20 protein-coding genes are annotated in these 18178 nt (G+C 62.8%); 2 read left to right on the top strand and 18 right to left on the bottom strand.

Annotated elements, in window-relative coordinates; genetic code table 11:
• The first annotated feature begins 18 nt into the window (after nt 1-18).
• Nucleotides 19-1041, top strand: a complete 1023-nt coding sequence (locus I6E58_RS03180) for a LacI family DNA-binding transcriptional regulator (protein WP_197130323.1) — start codon at nt 19-21, stop codon at nt 1039-1041.
• A 66-nt stretch (nt 1042-1107) separates the two neighbouring features.
• On the opposite strand, the gene I6E58_RS03175 is transcribed toward I6E58_RS03180, so the two are convergent.
• The 16 genes from I6E58_RS03175 to tilS form a co-directional block, all read right to left on the bottom strand.
• Nucleotides 1108-1284, bottom strand: coding sequence for a hypothetical protein (locus I6E58_RS03175; protein ID WP_168187202.1), 177 nt, complete (start codon nt 1282-1284; stop codon nt 1108-1110).
• Between the two features lie 98 nt (nt 1285-1382).
• Nucleotides 1383-1613: a hypothetical protein gene (locus I6E58_RS03170; protein ID WP_197130320.1), complete on the bottom strand. Its 231-nt coding sequence runs from the start codon at nt 1611-1613 to the stop codon at nt 1383-1385.
• A gap of 11 nt (nt 1614-1624) precedes the next feature.
• Complete coding sequence (gene lysS, locus I6E58_RS03165) at nt 1625-3124, bottom strand: lysine--tRNA ligase (RefSeq protein WP_197130317.1); 1500 nt, start codon at nt 3122-3124, stop codon at nt 1625-1627.
• 58 nt (nt 3125-3182) lie between these two features.
• Nucleotides 3183-4046 carry a pantoate--beta-alanine ligase gene (panC, locus tag I6E58_RS03160; protein ID WP_129072310.1) on the bottom strand — a complete coding sequence of 288 codons (864 nt, stop codon included), beginning with the start codon at nt 4044-4046 and terminating at the stop codon, nt 3183-3185.
• Nucleotides 4043-4792, bottom strand: coding sequence for a Rossmann-like and DUF2520 domain-containing protein (locus I6E58_RS03155; protein ID WP_197130314.1), 750 nt, complete (start codon nt 4790-4792; stop codon nt 4043-4045). The genes panC and I6E58_RS03155 overlap by 4 nt, the downstream gene beginning before the upstream one ends.
• Nucleotides 4792-6633, bottom strand: coding sequence for a PH domain-containing protein (locus I6E58_RS03150; RefSeq protein WP_307841950.1), 1842 nt, complete (start codon nt 6631-6633; stop codon nt 4792-4794). The genes I6E58_RS03155 and I6E58_RS03150 overlap by 1 nt, the downstream gene beginning before the upstream one ends.
• Nucleotides 6630-7115: a PH domain-containing protein gene (locus I6E58_RS03145; protein WP_197130312.1), complete on the bottom strand. Its 486-nt coding sequence runs from the start codon at nt 7113-7115 to the stop codon at nt 6630-6632. The genes I6E58_RS03150 and I6E58_RS03145 overlap by 4 nt, the downstream gene beginning before the upstream one ends.
• Nucleotides 7112-7600, bottom strand: a complete 489-nt coding sequence (locus I6E58_RS03140) for a DUF3180 domain-containing protein (protein ID WP_197130309.1) — start codon at nt 7598-7600, stop codon at nt 7112-7114. Before I6E58_RS03140 ends, I6E58_RS03145 begins: the two co-directional genes overlap by 4 nt.
• Nucleotides 7594-8124, bottom strand: coding sequence for a 2-amino-4-hydroxy-6-hydroxymethyldihydropteridine diphosphokinase (gene folK, locus I6E58_RS03135; RefSeq protein WP_197130307.1), 531 nt, complete (start codon nt 8122-8124; stop codon nt 7594-7596). The genes I6E58_RS03140 and folK overlap by 7 nt, the downstream gene beginning before the upstream one ends.
• Nucleotides 8121-8540: a dihydroneopterin aldolase gene (gene folB, locus I6E58_RS03130; RefSeq protein WP_197130305.1), complete on the bottom strand. Its 420-nt coding sequence runs from the start codon at nt 8538-8540 to the stop codon at nt 8121-8123. Before folB ends, folK begins: the two co-directional genes overlap by 4 nt.
• Complete coding sequence (folP, locus tag I6E58_RS03125) at nt 8537-9346, bottom strand: dihydropteroate synthase (protein WP_307841949.1); 810 nt, start codon at nt 9344-9346, stop codon at nt 8537-8539. The genes folB and folP overlap by 4 nt, the downstream gene beginning before the upstream one ends.
• Before the next feature lie 10 nt (nt 9347-9356).
• On the bottom strand, nt 9357-9941 hold the full coding sequence (gene folE / locus I6E58_RS03120) for a GTP cyclohydrolase I FolE (RefSeq protein WP_197130303.1): 585 nt from the start codon (nt 9939-9941) through the stop codon (nt 9357-9359).
• Between the two features lie 7 nt (nt 9942-9948).
• The gene (gene ftsH / locus I6E58_RS03115; protein ID WP_197130301.1) at nt 9949-11955 is read right to left on the bottom strand and encodes an ATP-dependent zinc metalloprotease FtsH; all 2007 of its coding nucleotides are present in this window, start codon (nt 11953-11955) and stop codon (nt 9949-9951) included.
• A gap of 171 nt (nt 11956-12126) precedes the next feature.
• Nucleotides 12127-13560, bottom strand: a complete 1434-nt coding sequence (locus I6E58_RS03110; RefSeq protein ID WP_197130299.1) for a serine hydrolase — start codon at nt 13558-13560, stop codon at nt 12127-12129.
• Between the two features lie 10 nt (nt 13561-13570).
• Nucleotides 13571-14122 carry a hypoxanthine phosphoribosyltransferase gene (gene hpt / locus I6E58_RS03105; RefSeq protein WP_129072323.1) on the bottom strand — a complete coding sequence of 184 codons (552 nt, stop codon included), beginning with the start codon at nt 14120-14122 and terminating at the stop codon, nt 13571-13573.
• Entirely contained in the window at nt 14112-15134 is a 1023-nt protein-coding gene (gene tilS / locus I6E58_RS03100) for a tRNA lysidine(34) synthetase TilS (protein ID WP_197130295.1), read from the bottom strand. The genes hpt and tilS overlap by 11 nt, the downstream gene beginning before the upstream one ends.
• A 48-nt stretch (nt 15135-15182) precedes the next feature.
• On the opposite strand from tilS, the gene I6E58_RS03095 reads away from it, so the two are divergent.
• A complete protein-coding gene (locus I6E58_RS03095; RefSeq protein WP_197130292.1) occupies nt 15183-15674 on the top strand; it encodes an inorganic diphosphatase in 492 nt (163 codons plus the stop codon).
• A 104-nt stretch (nt 15675-15778) separates the two neighbouring features.
• On the opposite strand, the gene I6E58_RS03090 is transcribed toward I6E58_RS03095, so the two are convergent.
• The gene (locus tag I6E58_RS03090) at nt 15779-16597 is read right to left on the bottom strand and encodes an SDR family NAD(P)-dependent oxidoreductase (protein WP_129072326.1); all 819 of its coding nucleotides are present in this window, start codon (nt 16595-16597) and stop codon (nt 15779-15781) included.
• 51 nt (nt 16598-16648) lie between these two features.
• Entirely contained in the window at nt 16649-18007 is a 1359-nt protein-coding gene (locus I6E58_RS03085) for a M23 family metallopeptidase (protein WP_231595292.1), read from the bottom strand.
• Between the last annotated feature and the right edge of the window lie 171 nt (nt 18008-18178).

The raw sequence follows: 18178 nt of genomic DNA, 5'->3' as shown, positions 1-18178 counted from the left end.
GAGCGCTAGCATGGGGGCATGGCAATCCCTGGGGCACGGCCGCGCCGCGCGACAATCTTCGACGTCGCCGCGGAAGCGAACGTGTCTCGCGGCACCGTCTCCCGCATGCTGAACGGCGAACCTTACGTCTCCGATTCCGCCCGCGAAGCCATCGAGAAGGCCATCGCCAAAGTCGGTTACGTGCGCAACATGGCGGCCCGCAACCTCGCGACTCAACGGTCGAAGGCGATCGCCCTCATCGTGCACGAACCTCACTCCGTCTTTCTCGAGGATCCCAACATTGGCGCCATTTTGCTCGGCACCAACGAGCGTCTCTCCGAAGCCGATTACCAGCTGGTGTGCCTCATCATCGGTTCCGACCGCGACAGCAGCCGCATCGCCGAATACCTCCAGGGCGGCTTCGTGGATGGTGCCGTCATCGTCTCTGCCCGCGAGCACGACCCGATTGCCGATGCCATCGCCCACATCGGCCTCCCCGCCGTGTTCGTCGGTCACCCGATGAGCGCTCCCGATATGCCCTACGTCGGCATTGACAACCGCGGTGCCGCCCGAGACATTACCCGTGAACTTCTGGCCACTGGCCGCAAGAAAATTGGCATGATTGCCGCCGCCCTCGACCGCGACTCCGGTAGCGAACGCCTAGCCGGCTTTCGGGATGCCCTGGGAGACCAGTTCGACGAGAACTTGGTTGTCGACTTTCCGCTCTACTCGCGCGAGAGCGGCGTTGAAGGCATGAAGGCCCTTCTCGAACGCGCTGGCGACCTCGACGGAGTATTTGCGGCATCCGATGCTGTGGCTGCCGGCGCCATGGACGTGCTTCGCGAGAGCGGTCGCTCGGTCCCCGGCGACGTCGGCATCGTGGGCTTCGACGATAGCGATTGGGCACAGCGGTGCCAGCCCCAACTCTCGACAGTGCGTCAACCGGCCGACCTGCTGGGACGCGAAGCAGCATCGATGGTGCTGGAACTCGTCAATGGCATAGTGCCCGAAACTCGCGGCCGCATACTGCCGACCGAGCTCAAACTGCGGGGCTCTGCCTAGCCAGCAGGTTCAGCCCAGCTAGCGGTTCAGCCCAGCCAGCAGGTTCAGCTCAGCCAGCCGTTCAGCCTAAAGTTCTGAATTTGCGGCCATCTTGGCGCGCTCTTCAGCCTCGATCTTGGCGTAGCTGCTGCGCTCGGTGCGGTCAGAGCGAATAATCGCTGCCATAACGAACCAAAAAATAGCGCCCACTGCGATCGTCGGGATGACGGAGAAGATCGCGTTAGACCAGAATTCTTGAGGCACGTCTCTAGCCTAACCGTTGACCAGGGTGACAATGGCGATGAGAACGACAAGTCCCACGAGAGTCACAGTCATGATGAGGCGCGATGATTTGCGATCCACTACTGAGCCTTCACTAAGACGCCAACGAGGCCGGTCAGCACCATGAAGAGTCCAGCGCCGCCCACAAGCACCCACAGCGCAATGCGCATGGGCGTGATCGTCGACTTCTTCGGCGTCTCGGCAGCGTTCGACGTCACGGTGCTATCTGAAGCGGCAGCGGCATCCGGAGTCGCAGCGCCGCCTGCAGTCGCAGCGCCATCAGAAGTGTTCTCGGGCATGGGGTCGGCCATCGTCGAGCTACTTACTTCACCAGCGGGAACAGAATGGTTTCGCGGATGCCGAGGCCCGTGATGGCCATCAGCAAACGGTCGACACCGACACCGATTCCACCGGTCGGCGGCATGCCGTGCTCGAGAGCGCGGATGAAGTCTTCGTCGAGGCGCATTGCTTCAACGTCGCCCTGACTAGCCAGGAGTGCTTGCTCCACGAAACGTTCGCGCTGAATCACGGGGTCAACAAGCTCGGAGTAGCCGGTAGCCAGTTCGAATCCACGAATGTAGAGGTCCCACTTTTCGACAACACCTTCGATGGTGCGGTGGTCGCGCACGAGTGGGCTCGTGTCGACGGGAAAGTCCATGACGAAGGTCGGGAGGTCGAGGCCCGGCTTCACGTAGTGCTCCCACAGCTCTTCGACATACTTGCCGTGGGTGGGCTGGGTCACCTCGATGCCGACGGCATCCGCCAGCACCTTCAGCTCGTCGGCAGAAGTCTGCGGCGTGACACTGAGGCCGGCAGCTTCGTTGAGGGAGTCGTACATTGAGATGCGCGCCCACTGGCCACCAAGGTCATACTCGGTGCCATCAGCGAGCGTGACGAGCATCGATCCGGTGACAGCAACGGCGGAGTTCTGAACGAGCTCCTGAGTGAGGTCGGCCATCTGGTTGTAGTCGCCATAGGCCTGGTAGGCCTCGACCATCGCGAACTCAGGCGAGTGCGTGGAGTCAGCACCTTCGTTGCGGAAGTTGCGGTTGATCTCGAACGCGCGCTCGATGCCACCGACGACGGCGCGCTTCAAGAACAGCTCGGGCGCAATGCGCAGGTACAGCTCGGTGTCGAACGCGTTGGAGTGCGTGACGAAGGGGCGAGCGGATGCCCCACCGTGCATCGTCTGCAGCATCGGCGTTTCGACTTCGAGGTAGTCGTGCGCGGCGAACGTGGCGCGCAGGCTGGCGTTGACCTTGGCGCGAGCCCGCACCGTGAACCGGGCCTGGTCACGAACGATGAGGTCGAGGTAGCGGCTACGAACGCGCTGTTCGTCGCTCAACTCGGAGTGCAGGTTCGGCAGGGGGAGAACGGCCTTGGACGCGATCTTCCACTCCTTGACCATGACGGAAAGCTCGCCGCGGCGGCTCGAAATGACCTCGCCACTCACGAACAGGTGGTCACCGAGGTCAACGAGTTCTTTCCACAGCGCGAGCGACTCGTCGCCCACTTCGCCGAGAGAAACCATGACCTGAATGCGCTGCCCGTCACCGGACTGCAGCGAGGCGAAGCACAGCTTGCCGGTGTTGCGGAGGTGCACGATGCGCCCTGCGAGACCGACGACTTCGCCGGTCGTCTCATCCGCTTCAAGCGACGGGTACTTCTCGCGCACGGCCGGAATGCTCGTGGTGATGGCGACGCCAACCGGGTACGCCTCAGCGCCCGAATCGATGAGTCGCTGACGCTTCTCTAACCGAACGGCTTTTTGCTCAGAAACTTCAGCTTCGGTGGGCTCGGGGGCGTTAGCAGCGTCATTCACGCCCTCAATCGTAGCCGGGATAGCCGCGCACTGCCGCGCCTCAAACTGCAGACGAAAACTAGCCGACGTAGAGGGTCGCGTTGTCGATCAAACGGGTCTCCCCCACGCGTGCGGCGACAAGAGCGACAGCTGGTCCACGGTAACCATCGGGCACCGGCATGAAGGTGTCGGTATCGACGACGGTGAAATAGTCGAGCTCGACGCCTGACGCTCCCATGAGCGCGCCCTGGGCTGCGGCGATCACGGCATCAAGGCCGCTGTCGGCGGCCGAGGTCGCAGCGTTCAATGCGGTCGACAGGATGGAGGCGGCTTCGCGCTGGTGGTCATCCAGGAACTGGTTGCGGCTCGAGAGGGCGAGACCGTCTTCTTCGCGCACGGTTTCGATGATCTCAAGCTGCACCGGGATGTTGAGGTCGGTAATCATGCGGCGAACGAGAAAGAGTTGCTGGCCATCTTTCTGGCCGAAGGTGACGAACTGCGGGCTCGTGATCGCGAGTAGCTTGGCGACGACGGTGAGCACACCGTCGAAGTGACCGGGGCGCGTCTTGCCCTCGAACATCGTTCCGATCTGGCCGGCGGAAATTGTGGTGGAGGTCGGCCCCTTCGGATACATCTCCTCCACACTCGGAGCGAAGACGTAGGGAACACCCATCGCGCCCAGCATGTCGAGATCCTCGTCCATGGTGCGCGGATACTTGTCGAGATCTTCGCTGGCCCCGAACTGCGTGGGGTTGACGAAGATCGAGACGATGCGCACATCGGCGAGTTCGGCAGCACGCTCGACGTGAGCGAGGTGACCCTGGTGAAGCGCGCCCAGCGTGGGCGTCAAAGCAATGGTGCGGCCAGCGGCGCGCTCGTGCGCGACCACATCGCGCATACCCGCGACGGTCTCAATAACTTGCGGGCGGGGGTGTGAACTCACGAGGGGTCCTCCTGTGAATGGGGCCTCGGCTCGGGGTCGAGCAAGGAAACATCGATGCTAGTCGCTGTGGCACGCGCGAGCGCACTCTCGACCGAGGAGCGCAGTAGCGGTCCCAGAACGCGAGCGGGGGCATCTACGCCAACGCTCGCGAGCAAATCAAGGGATTGGCCGACAATGGCGGCCGAGAAACTGGTTGCGGTACTGACCGCTTCGGCCCAAGCGGCGCGCTCACTTTCGGCGATGACGATCGGCTCGGCACCCATCTCGACAACGAGCGCTTGAGCGATCGGCAGCACCGGGGTGGGTGCACTCACGGCGCAATAGGTTTCGTGCAGGCGGGTGAGGTCGAGGCTCGTTCCCGTGAACACCATGGCCGGATGCACGGCAAGGGGAATCGCGCCAGCTTTCAGTGCTGGAGCCAAGGCTTCATAGCCGAGACCGGGGGCGGTGTGCAGCACGAGTTGCCCCGGCTGCCAGACTCCGGCATCGGCGAGACCCTGAGCGAAAGACTCAATCTCTCCCTCGGGGATTGCAAGGATGACCAGTTCGCTGCGCTCCACCAGTGTCGGGATGTCGAGCACCGGAACCTCCGGAAGAATCGCGCTCGCGCGCTCCAGATTGCGTTCCGAGGATGCCGCGATACCGACGATCGCGTGACCCGCGCCCGCAAGCGCTGCGCCCAGAATTGGCCCAACTTTGCCCGCGCCAATGATGCCGATTCCGAGCCGGCCTGCTGCCTGTGCCATTACGCGTGGTCCTCCGAAGGTGCAAGGTTCTCGGGAGTCGCTGGAGTCGCTGGAATCGCTGGAATCGCTGGAATCGCGGTCGCTGCGGGAACCTCGGGAACCTCGGGCGCCGCCTGTGTCTCAGGCACAGTCTCGGCTTCGGGCATTTCGGTCGCTGCGGCGACCTCAGGTGCCGCGGCAGCACTGCGCCAGCGGTGACTCGTGTCGACGCCGGCGGCGTGAACCGCGGCGTGAGCGACCTCGTCGAAGAAACGCACGACATCCGTGCGATCCATGGCACCGATCGTGGCCGAAATGGGCCCAGCAACGGTGTGAACACGCAGCTCCGCGAGGCGCATCCGACGCAACAACGGCCCTTCGTGCATGCTGACGCTCTGCATGCGCGCTTGGGGCACCAGCACGAGGGAGCGCCAGATGGCTCCCTTGCGCAGCGCCACGGCATCCGAAATCAAAGCGAAACCGTTGCGACGCCAAGAGAACCAGCGCAAGATCGCCGCGCGCTTAGGCGACGTGACGTAGTCGTCATCGTGGGCTCCGGCAGCGAGGCCGCACTCAAGCAGTTCGCGCGATTTCTCATCGGCGAGGCTCGGTAGAACAAGCTGCAGTACGCGATGGACATCGTTCATATCACCCACGGGCAACAGTGTCGTCTTGGCGGTGGCCCCGCCTGAACTCGCCGCTTGCGACGCGGTGTTGATCTTGATTTCCCACCAGCCAGCGAGGCGCCACATGAGCGGCTGAGAAACCTCGACCGCGTGGATACGGCCGGGGGGCAGCGTCTCGTTTGTCGTTGACAGCAGGCCATACCCGACGCGGATGCCGTCGGCCGTCGACGCGATGGAGTACCGCAGCGACCGCGTGAGCCGCGATCCGAGATAACCGGCGAGCCCCAGAAAACCGGGAAGAATAATGAAGATCCATCCAACATCACCCGTGGTGACGACCGTGGTGATGATGCCGATGGCCGCTAACACAGCGAACACCGTCGGCCCGCTCAGCAGAAGCGACCCGATGAGCCGCGGAATGCTGATGCGCACGATCGACTCTGGCGGTGCCGTGTTCGGGTCGAGCTCGGGGGCCAGAAGTTCGTTGACCCGGGATTCGACGAGTCCTCCGACGCCGACCGGAGCAACACTTGCTGCTGCGGCTGCTTCGGCTGCCCGCGTGCCCGAGGCAAGCTGCAGGATCGCGAGGCGCAAGTCATCCGCGCCCTTCGACCCCAGATAGGCCAGCTCGACATTCGCGTCCTGACCAGCCACGTTCACTTCAAGCTTGGCGGCCCCGAAGAGTCGAGCCAAGAAGGGGCGCGAGATATTGATGCCCTGAATACGATCGAGGCGACCGCGACGGTTGGTGCGAAACACAATGCCGCTGCGCACCTCGACGAGCTCATCGGTGATGCGGAAGGTGTGCATCCGCCATGACAGATAGAAACCGCCAACGCTCAGCAACAAGATGACGATCACGGCGAGGATCGCCAACAGAATCAGGCTGGATTCGGCGAAGCGCTCGAGGAACTGCAGTTCTCGGCTGCCGCCGCCAAAGATAGTGTCGAGAAAGACGTCGCGGGCGTTAACGATGATGACACCGATGATCGCAACGAAGGCAATTCCACCGCGCAGGAATGGCGTTGCGGGGTGCAGCCGGTGCCATTCCCCGTCGGCGAGGCGACGCGCGCTCTCGGGCACGGTCAGCGGCACCGCCGGAGCATCCTCGGTAGCGCCGAAGGCCGGTGGCTGAGCAGGTTCTGTTGGCAGCGCCGCCGGCGGTGGTTCGGCAGCGCTCAGGTGCGCGGGTTCCGGTGCAAAATCAGGCTCGCCCGGTTCGTGCGGATCGCTCACAGTCCGGCCCTGCGGCTTTCGGCTAGGGCGACGAGCGTGTCTCTCAACTCCTCGGCATCCTGCTCGGGCAGGCCAGGAATGACTACTCCGGTGGATGCCGCTGCCGTCACAAATTTGAGTTCGCTGAGGCCGACGGCGCGGTCGAGGGGTCCGCGGTTGATGTCCACGAGCTGCATGCGGCCATAGGGCACAGCAACCACGCGGCGGAACATCAGTCCGCGGCGAAAGACGAGGTCATCCTCTCGCAACATGTAGCCGATGGCGCGCACACGACGCGGGGTGAGCAGGATGTTGATGAGAAAGATGATGCCCAACGAAATGGGGAGCGCCGCGAACCAGCTGATGCCACTGACGAAGGCAGGGATCGAGGCAGCGATCGAGAGGATGACGCCCACGATGAGCAGCCCGCCCACCTCAACGAACGCGTACTTGCGGGAAACTCCGCGCCACTCGGCGTCGGGAAGATCGAGTCGCTGGGTCACGCTGCTCCTTGGGGGTCTGTCGCACGCCGCGATGACGTGTCGTCATCATCAGGCGGCAGGGTGCACAAACGTTCGGCAACCAGCCCTGCGATCAGCAAGACTACCGCGCCGCCCGAAACGACAAAGCTCGTGACCACGGTTCCCGTTCCCGGCGAAACCGTGCGGCTCACTAGATAGACGGCGACCGCGAGAGCGGCACCACCCAAGAGAGCGCCCGAAAAACTCGATGCTTTCGCAAGCACAACGACGCGCAGCGCAAAGAAGGGGTTGACGCGTTCTTTGCGCAGCCCGCGCGAAGAACGGTAGACCGGCACCGCCAACATCACCACGATGACGGCGATAAGAAAGAGCGAAACCGCCAGTGCAATCGACGGCAACACAATGGGGTTTCCGGATGCCGTGAGCAGAACCTCAAGCAACCATCCGACCGCAGCGCCCGCGGCGGCAATCGTCACCAGATGCAGTGCGGAGGTGCGGGCTACCACAGCGGTTCCGCCTCGAACTCGGTGGCATCATTCTCAATACCCGCCAGAGCGACAACAGCATCTCCCACCCCGGCGAGAGTCGCGTGCGGGTTGAGTTGCAGCAGCGGCACGAGAACGAAGGAGCGCTCGGCGGCGCGAGGGTGCGGGATCGTCAGCAGTTCGTCATCCACCTGCAGGTGAGCGAACGAGATGATGTCGATGTCGAGCGTGCGGTCGCCCCAGCGCTCGTCGCGCACGCGACCGTTATCGGCCTCGATGCGCTGCAGCTCAGCGAGAAGGGCGTGGGGCTCCAGCGCGCTGCGAGCCGACACGACCGCATTGAGATACGCCGGGGCCGAGTGATCGATGCCGGAAAGCTTCAACGCTGGCGTTTGTACGATGCTCGAGGCGGCATCCACAGTTACACCCTCGATGGCGTTGATGGCGTGAACGGCATCGCGCAGGGTCGCTTCGCGGTCGCCGAGGTTGCTGCCGATGGCAAGCATGACCGGCAGTTCAACGCGCAGTCGTTGTTGACGAATCATGAGAGCGGTTGGGGAACTGCGCTGAAGCCTGCGGTCTGGGCGCGAGCAGCACGGTGGCGCGTGATCGTGACGGCCACATCGGCGAAGGGGACGGTGATGGGCGCTTCGGGCTTATGCAGCGTCACCCTGGTGCTGACGGCGGCGTCGTGGGCAAGGATGACCGCGGCGATTCGTTCCACTACTGTCTCGATGAGGTCCACGGGATTGCTCTCGACAGCGGCAACGATCTCTTCGGCGAGTTCGCCATAGTGGATGGTGCGGGCCAAGTCATCGGAGCTCGCTGCAGCGGCAAAGTCGAGGTACACGGTCGCGTCGATGACGAAGGTCTGACCATCACGACGTTCATGATCGAAGACGCCGTGGAAGGCGGTGGCGCGCAGGCCCGTGAGCGTAATTTCGTCGAGTGCAGGATTCATGATTTCTTGCCCTTCTGCATGGCGCGGTACACGGAAAGTGCGATCTGGGTCGAGGGAACATCGTGCACGCGCACGGCCCACACTCCGGCTTCGGCCGCGACATTACTGATCACGGCGGTAGCGAGGTCTCTGTCGGCAGGAGGCGCGTCGGCCGGCAGCATCGACGCGAGAAATCTCTTGCGCGAAGCCCCGATGAGCACCGGATGCCCGAGCGAGGTCAACTCGTCGATCCGTGCCAGCAGCGCCCAGTTGTGACGCGACTTCTTCGCGAAGCCGAGACCGGGGTCGAGCACCACGCGATTGGGCTTCACTCCCCACACCATCATCTCGGCTAACCGCGCCTTGAGCTCGCTGCGCACGTCGGCAACGACGTCGCCGTACTGCGAGAGCTGGTCCATTTCGGCGCTGTGCCCACGCCAGTGCATCGCTATATACAACAGGTCTGTTTCGGCGACGACACGATACATCTCCGGGTCGGCGAGTCCGCCTGACACATCGTTGATGATGGATGCTCCCGCCTTCGCCGCGGCGAGAGCCGTCTTCGCATTCATCGTGTCGATGCTCACCGTCACGCCTTCTGCGGTAAGCGCTTCGATCACCGGGATTACCCGCTGCTGCTCAAGCGCGGGCGAGACCCGTTCGGCCCCGGGGCGAGTCGACTCGCCGCCGACATCGACGACATCCGCACCGTTGTTGCGCAGCTCGATGCCACGGGCAATAGCCGCATCAACGTGCTGGAACTGACCGCCATCGCTAAAAGAATCCGGCGTGACATTGAGGATTCCCATGATCTGGGGAACCTCCACGCGGGGGTTTCTACGCATCGTGCCCTCGCCCGATGAGCGCCATCACTTCGGCGCGCTCGACGGGATCGCTCAGCGCCCCGCGCGAGGCGAGCGTCACGGTGGAGCTCGCCGTTTGGCGCGGACCGCGCGCCGACACGCAACCGTGCACGGCATCCACCACGACAAGGACGCCACGGGGCGAGAGGCCGGCGTCGAAGGCATCGGCGATCTCTTCGGTCAGTCGCTCTTGGAGTTGCGCCCGCGCGGCAATCGTTTCGACGACCCGCGCAATGTTTCCGAGCCCGATAATGCGCTCATCCGGAATGTAGGCGACGTGCGCCACACCTAAGAAGGGAAGCAAGTGGTGCTCGCACATCGAGCGGAACTCGATGTCACGCAGCAGCACGAGCTCGCCGGTCTGATCCGCTTTTGCCGTGAACTCGATGCTGTCGGAGAGGTGAGTGAGCGGATCGATCTCGTTGCCCGCGAAGAACTCGGCGTAGGCCGAAGCCACCCGGCGCGGGGTGGCGGTGAGGCCAGCCCGGTTCGGGTCTTCGCCCACGGCAGCCAAAATCTCGGCTACCGCAGCTTCGATGCGTGCGAGGTCGATCGACATGCCGCGCCTAGGCCGGTGCTACCCCAGGCGACTTGCGTGGCCGTGGGGTGCGTGCCGGCTTCGAGGGCGTGCTGTCGTCGCCGCCGTTTACTTCGGCGTCTGCTTCGACAACCTTCTTCTTGGGAACCTTGATGGGAGGCAACTGCGAGACAGGGCGGGCATCGCTCGAAAGCCACTGCGGGCGCTCGGGAAGCTTGGCCATGCCCGTGAAGATCTTGTCGAGCTCAACGTGGTCGAGCGTCTCTTTCTCCATCAGTTCAAGCGCAATCGTGTCGAGCACCTTGCGGTTCTCATTCAGCATCTGCCAGGCCTCGTCATGGGCCTTCTCGATCAAGAGACGAACCTCTTCATCAACGATCTTGGCGAGCTCGTCGGAGTATTCGCGGCTAGAGCCCATGTCGCGCCCCATAAAGGGCTCGCTGTTACCGGACCCAAGCTTCACCGAACCGATGCGAGCGCTCATACCGTATTCGGTCACCATTCGGCGGGCAATAGACGTCGCCTTTTCGATGTCGTTGGAGGCGCCGGTGGTCGGATCGTGGAACACGATCTCTTCCGCGACGCGGCCGCCCATGGCGTAAGCAAGCTGATCGAGCAGTTCGTTGCGCGATACGGAGTATTTGTCTTCGAGTGGCATCACCATCGTGTATCCGAGCGCACGACCGCGAGGAAGGATCGTGATCTTGGTAACAGGATCGCTGTTGCGCATCGAGGCGGCAGCCACCGCGTGACCACCCTCGTGGTACGCCGTGACGAGCTTCTCTTTGTCGTTCATGAGGCGCGAGCGACGCTGCGGTCCGGCCATCACGCGGTCAACAGCCTCGTCGAGAGCGCGGTTGTCGATCAACTGCGCGTTCGAGCGCGCCGTCAGCAGAGCTGCTTCGTTGAGCACGTTGGCAAGGTCGGCACCGGTGAAGCCGGGCGTCTTGCGCGCGAGAACCTCAAGGTCGACTCCCTCGGCCATGGGCTTGCCCTTGGCGTGAACTTCGAGAATCTGCTTGCGGCCGATCTTGTCGGGAGCGTCCACACCGATCTGACGGTCGAAACGACCGGGACGTAGCAGTGCGGGGTCGAGAACGTCAGGGCGGTTGGTGGCGGCGATCAGGATGACGTTGGCGTTCACGTCAAAACCATCCATCTCGACCAGCAACTGGTTCAAAGTCTGCTCACGCTCATCGTTACCGCCACCGATTCCGGCACCACGGTGACGACCTACAGCATCGATCTCGTCGATGAAGATGATCGCGGGAGCATTCTGCTTGGCCTGCTCGAAGAGGTCACGAACACGGCTTGCACCGACACCCACGAACATCTCGACGAAGTCAGAACCGGAGATTGTGTAGAACGGCACGCCAGCTTCACCCGCAGTGGCCTTGGCCAGCAGAGTCTTACCGGTTCCGGGAGGGCCGTACAGCAGTACGCCCTTCGGGATGCGAGCACCGACAGCCAAGAACTTGGCCGGCTCCTTCAGGAAGTCTTTGATTTCTTCAAGTTCTTCGATGGCCTCGTCAGCACCAGCGACATCCGCAAATGTTGCCTGCGGGGTGTCTTTGCCCACGAGCTTGGCCTTCGACTTGCCGAACTGCATGACCTTGCCGCCGCCACCCTGCATGCGGCTGAAGATGAAGAAGAAGATCACGCCGATGATCAGGAACGGCAGCATGATCGAGAGGAAGGAAACGAAGAAGTTCTCCTGAGGAACCTTGTCGTTGAACTCCTTCACGTCGGCGCCGTTGACCGCAGAAACGATCTCGGTGCCACGCGGCGCTACGTAGTAGAACTGCACCTTTGTGCCGTTGTCGCCGTCTGCTTTGGAGAGCTCGAGGTCAACGCGCTGCTCACCGTCAATGATGGTGGCTGAGGACACTGTCGATCCCTGAAGAAGGTCGAGACCCTCTTGAGTGGAGACCTCTTTGTAGCCTTCGCCGAGCAGAAAGCTCGCGGCGATCGACACAGCGGCAATACCGATGATGATGTACGGGACTGGGCCGCGAAAAATGCGCTTAAAATCCATGATGTTCCGAGTCGGGTGACCCAGTGCCTCTCTCTGAAGAAACGTGCTGCAAGGTTATCGGTATCGCGCTGCAAGACCACTGCGTGTTTGCCCTCGGCGTAATGCCAGTTTTTCGGGCCCCACTCGCGATCATGACCGCAATGGGCGCCGCTAGCACCTGCCTGTGCTGCGCTAGTTGCTTTCGGCCTTCACGGTGAAGGTCTGAACGCGCGGCGGCAGTTCCGGACCCAGCAAGATATGGCACGTGAGTCGCCCACGTTCGCCCTCGATCGTCCAGTTCGTCGCTGCCGGAGTATCCCGAAGCGTGCGGGGCAGTTCCGTCAGCGGAGCGCTCGTGAGTGGCCCCACTTCGGCGATCGCCTTCGCGATTCCGGCGATGCGTTCCGTCCACGGAACATCGAGCGCCAGATTCACGGCAGCAAGCTCGTCGGCGGTGGGCGTATCCCACGCGCGAACGAGCCCGTCGAAGACCTCGCGTGCCGCCAGAGTCTCTGGCCACGCGGCTGTCGGCGTCGTCAGCTCGCCATAGGCGTGGAGCGCAGCCTGCAGAGCCTGCGTCGCGGGAATCGAGGATGCAGCAAAGGTGCCATTCTCGAACGCCACAATGCCGAGCCCGGTCGGTGCGTGCCAGCGCATGTGGGCGCTCACGCCCGGGTAACCGCCCGAGTGCGACACGATCTTCGTCGTGCCCTCATCGATGAAAAGTCCGTAGCCGTAGCCGTGCCCGGTCGGCTCCGAGAACTCTGCGGCCTTCGACATGCCCTCGGGCACGGCGCGCTGAATCTGTTGGAGCTCGCGGCGGCTGGCAGCAGACAGGGGACCGTCGGAGGTGTCTTCGGGGTCGAGGGCGCCCGCGAGCCACAGCGACCAACGAACAAGGTCGGTCGCGCTCGAAAACAAGCCGCCCATGGCCGAGAAGACTCCGGGCCCGGTGAACGGCTGAACTTGCCACTGCCCATTCGCGAGCCGGTAGCCGAGGGCGGTATCGGCATCCGGATCTTCGGCAAAGGTCGTTGAAGTGAGCCCGAGCGGTTCCAGAATTTCGGCCGCAATCGCCTCGATATAGGGGAGGCCCGTGATCTCGGCAATGACTTCACCAAGCAGCGCGTAGCCAAGGTTCGAGTACTCGAAGCGAGTGCCGGGCGTGCTCGAATAGCGGATGCCCGCCGCCATAAACTCGTCTAGCTCGGCCCGCGTCATCTCCTCCAAGCGGTCGCCCACCGGGTTGTCGGTCGGGAACCCCGCCGACATCGTCATGAGCTGGCGCACGCTCGGAGTGACGGGAGCGGCGGTCGGCTCCAGCGGAGTGAACGCCGGAACGAAGTCAGTGATCGGTGCATCGAGATTCAGCTGGCCCCGATCGCGCAGCATCAGCAACATCGTGCACGTGAAGCTCTTGGTGCACGACGCGATGCGGAAGACCGTATCGCGATCGGGAGCATTGCCGTCGCCGAGAACCTTCTCGCCGTAGCCACCCTCCAGCACGATGCCGTCGGGTCCGAAGACCGCGAAGAACGAGGCCGGAGCCTTCTGTTCCGCTACTCGATTCTCAAAAAGACCAACGATCTCGTCGGTCGCCTGATCAATGGCTGCCCGCGCCCGCATTCAGCCGGCCCTACGCGTACACGTGGGGAGCGAGCACTGCAATTCCGCGAAGGTTGCGGTACTTCTCCGCGAAGTCGAGGCCATAACCGACCACGAACGCGTTGGGGATGTCGAAACCGACGTACTTGACGTCAACTTCGACCTTGGCGGCATCCGGCTTGCGCAGCAGCGTGCAGATCTCTACCGAAGCAGCACCACGGCTGCGGAGGTTGCCGAGCAACCACGAGAGCGTGAGGCCCGAGTCGATGATGTCTTCCACGATAAGAACCTTGCGGCCCTCGAGGTCGCTGTCGAGGTCTTTGAGAATGCGAACGACACCCGAGGACTGCGTGCCGGCGCCATACGAGGAGACGGCCATCCAGTCCATCTCGATGGGCAGAGCCAATTCGCGAGCCAGGTCGGCCATCACCATGACGGCACCGCGAAGCACACCAACCAGCAGCACCTTCTCGCCGGCGTAGTCGATCTCGATCTGACGCGCCATCACGGCGATCTTCTCGTGGATCTCTTCCTGGGTCAGAAGGACCTCGCTGAGGTCTCCTTCGACGTCGCTAAACTGCATCGCGTTCCTCACTGTGGGCCGAAAAGTGGAGAAGATTCTCTCGTCGTTCAACCCTAACGCCGGGAACGTCGATCGGTCCCTGCCCCCTCCAGTCGGTGACGAGCCTCGCGATCTCCAGAGTGTGCGTTCGACTGAGCGACACATGGAACTCGCTGGCCACCGCCAACCTAATCAAACGCTGGCGTAGCGCGGCAGGATTCGCAGCGAGCGCACGCACCGGCAACGAGATTCCGGCCTCCGAAATCTCGGCCAAATCTTCGGCCATTTCTTCGGCAAAATGATCGAGAGCGTCGGCATCTTCGCGTGCTTGGTCTGCGGTTCGCACTAACGCGTCGCGGATGCCGGGCCCCAGTTCGCTTTCCAGCAACGGCAATACGGTCTGCCGCACCCGCACTCGCGTGTACGAGGTATCGAGGTTGTGCGGGTCATTCCACGCCACGATTCCGGAGTCTTGGCAGCACTGAACGGTTGTGATTCGCGCGATGGCCAGTAGCGGCCGCAAGTATTGGCCCGTGTCAGCTGCCATCCCCTTGAGGCTGCCCGCTCCGCTGCCGCGGGCGAGACCGAGCAGCACGGTTTCGGCTTGGTCGTCGAGGGTGTGGCCGAGCAGCACGCGGATGGCGCCGTGCTCGGCGGCGGCAGCGGCAAGCGCCGCGTAGCGCGCGTCGCGGGCAGCGGACTCGGGGCCTCCGGCGTCACCAACGAGTACCGAGCGAATGTCGACGGGGTCGAGCCCGAGGTCGCGCGCCTGCTGCGCGGCGGCGGCGGCGACATCCGCTGACCCGTCTTGAAGGTTGTGATTCACGATCACGGCGCCGGCCCGCATCCCCGCCTTGGTGGCTTCGAAGGCGGTCGCGGCCGCCAGCGCGAGCGAGTCGGGGCCACCGCTGAGGGCGACAAGAACGAGCGGTTCTGAGTCTGCGGGCACCGGCAGCGAGCCCAGCGCGGTGCGCACTGCACGCCGAACATCAGCAATTGCGGGCGTAAGACGGGGGCGCCGTTCGGAGTGCATCCAGTAACGTTATTGCAGCAACCCCATAATTTTCTTAGGAGCAGCTCTATGGCCGCATACGACGTTGTCGTTGAGATTCCGCGCGGAAGCCGGAACAAGTACGAAGTTGACCACAAAACCGGTCGCGTATTTCTCGACCGTTTTCTCTTCACGACCTTCGCTTACCCCACCGACTACGGCTTCTTCGAGAACACTCTCGGCCTCGACGGCGACCCCGTTGACGCGCTGATTCTGCTCGATGCCCCCACCTTCCCCGGAGTTGGAATCTCGGTTCGCCCGGTTGCCGTACTCAACATGAGCGACGACGGCGGCATCGACTCCAAGGTCATCTGCGTTCAGGCCAAGGACCCGCGCTGGGCGCACATTCAGGACATCAACGATGTTCCCGAATTCACGCGCAAAGAGATCGAGCACTTCTTCGAGCACTACAAAGACCTCGAGCCCGGCAAGTGGGTCAAGATCGACGGTTGGGGCGACGCCGCCGAAGCAGAGGCCATCGTTCAGGCTGGCTTCGAGAAGCTCAAGGCCGAAGGCCACTAAGCAGCACTCAACACTCCTCACGCGCGGTGCTCACGTACCGCACGTGTCACCCCGATGGCGGATGCTCAGGCATTCGCCATCGGCGTTTAACCGGGCTGAGCGGCTCAGCGCCCGGTGAACTCGTCCATTGAGTTGTAGACCTTGAAGACTCGGCCGGCCACGAAGTCCCACGCCCGAGTGGGCAGGAGGCCTTTGAGCCCGCGAGCGAGCCCTACCGTCCACGGCTTCATAAGCAGGGGCTTGCCGCGCAGCATGGCCGCCCACGCCGCCGAGGTCGCAATTTCGGGAGTCATGATCGGGGTCCAGAGTGGTCCTCGCACTCCGGCAAACATTCCCGTGCTGATGTAGCTGGGCGCAAACGTGGTCACCGCGATCTGCGCATGCCCCGCTTTGATGAGCTCAAGCCGCAGAGAATCGCTCCAGCCGATCATGGCCCACTTGGATGCCGCGTACACACTCATGTTCGGATTCGAGAGAGTTCCTGCCGCTGACGCAATGTTCAGGATGCGGCTGGGCGCTCCGCCCTCGATCATCGCGGGCAGCAGTTCGCGCGAGAGGTACATGGCCGCAAGCGTGTTGATCTGCATCGTCGCTTCAATGTCGCGTACAGCGTCGTGCTGCCAGAAGTAGCCGCTGCGCACGATGCCCGCGTTGTTGATAAGCACGTGTGGGGTTCCCACTTCAGCGCGGATGCGTTCGGCGACAGTCTCGATCGCGGTGCGAGACGAGAGATCGACGACGTAGCTCGTGATCGAGCCGCCCGCAGCGCTCAGAGCGGCGGCTGCGACATCCAGAGCCGTAGCGTCGACGTCGAGCAACACGACCTTAGCCGCACCCTCAGCAACCGCTCGCTGAGCATAGATCTCGCCCATGCCGCGGGCAGCACCCGTGATCACGACAACGAGTCCGGCAACTGAGTGCATGGCGTGCTCCCTCTGCCCGAGACTCCGTTGCCTCAAGCGTGTGCTCAGACTTTAGCCGAGGCCAACGCCCTTACCTGACATGAATGACACGGGGTTCGTGGTGTCCCACCCGTTGGGGCGAACCTCGAAGTGCAAGTGGCAGCCGGTGGAGTTTCCGGTGGTTCCAACCTCGGCGATCTTGGCTCCCGCTGACACACTTTGGCCATACGACACCTTGATGCCGCCGGGCGCGATGTGGCCATAGGCGGTGCGAACGCCGCCAGCGTGCTCGAGGATGATGTAGTTTCCGTAGCCGCCGTTCCAGCCATAACCGGCGTACACAACTTTGCCGCTGGATGCCGCGTAAATGTTCGCGTAGCAGCCTGCGCCGATGTCCGTGCCCTTGTGGAAGCTGGAACCGTAGTTCGAGCTGTAGCCGTAGACCGACGTGATGTAGCCATAGGCCGGCTTTGTCCAGCCATTGGAGCTCGAGGATCCGGAACCTGAACTCGAGCCGCCACTGGAGCCGCTGCTCGAGCCTCCGCTTGAGCTAGCGGCCGCTGCTGCCGCCGCCGCCCGATCAGCTTTAGCCTGTGCGGCGGCCTTGGCCGCGGCAGCCTTTTCGGCGGCGATGCGCTCTTCTTCACGCTTCTTCACACCGGCCTGGTAGTCGGCTTCGGTGGTCACCCGCTCTGAGGTGAGAGCGGCGAGCTGGGCGTCAAATTCAATTTTGCGTTCTTGTTGTTCGGCGACGGCAACTTCAGCGGCAGCTGCAGCAGCTTGCGCTTCTTCGAATGCCTTTTCGGCGGCAATCTTCAAAACTTCGAGCTCTGCCCGTGCCACTTCTGCGGCATCCGACAGCGACTGAGCCGTGTTTCGCGCCTGCACTGCACGATCGAACAGTGCAGAGGTCTGCTGTGAGATTTTGGATGACATGCCCAAGTTGTAGAGCAGAGCGTCTGCATCTTGAGAATTAGCAAGCAGGTTGGTGGTGACGTCTCCGCCGCCCGCACGCACGAGTCGCGAAGCAAGCTCGCCGATCCGTTTCTCAGCTTCTTCGGCCTCTGTATCGGCCTCATCCGCCTGATCTTGCAGAGTATCGGTCTGAGCAGACTTGGCTTGGTACTTGGTGTCGGCCTCTTGCCAAACGTTGCCTTTATCTTCGGCATCTTTTTGAGCAGCAGCGGCCTGCGATTCGAGCTCGATCAGTGCCGCTTTGATGCGGTTGACAACTTCCTGAGTCGCCGCTTCGTTATTGCGAGCTTCGGTGACATCGCTCCAGGTGGGGTAGTCATCGGCGAAGGCGGCTTGGCTGTTTCCGGCAACGACGCTCACGCCCACGACGAGGCTAAGCGCGGCGGTAAAACCGATTAAACGAAAAGTAAGTGAGCGAAGCGTGAGCTTTGCTGCGGTCCCCCGACGCGCATGCATGACCTTCAATTGTTCCCCTAAGGCTTGTTCAGTGCGGACCAATGGCCATTAGTCACACGAATAACATTGACCACACTAACAACACGCGGCCCAAAAGTCTCAACCTTTTGATGAACCTAGTGTTCGCTGAAGGCCCGCCTGTGGCCCGCCTGTGGCCCGCCTCAACGCTCG

Origin of the sequence: Salinibacterium sp. SWN1162, from assembly GCF_015864675.1 — a bacterium.
GTDB lineage: Bacteria > Actinomycetota > Actinomycetes > Actinomycetales > Microbacteriaceae > Rhodoglobus.
The sequence above is the reverse complement of the archived record's forward strand: the minus strand, read 5'-3'. Positions and strand labels throughout refer to the sequence as shown.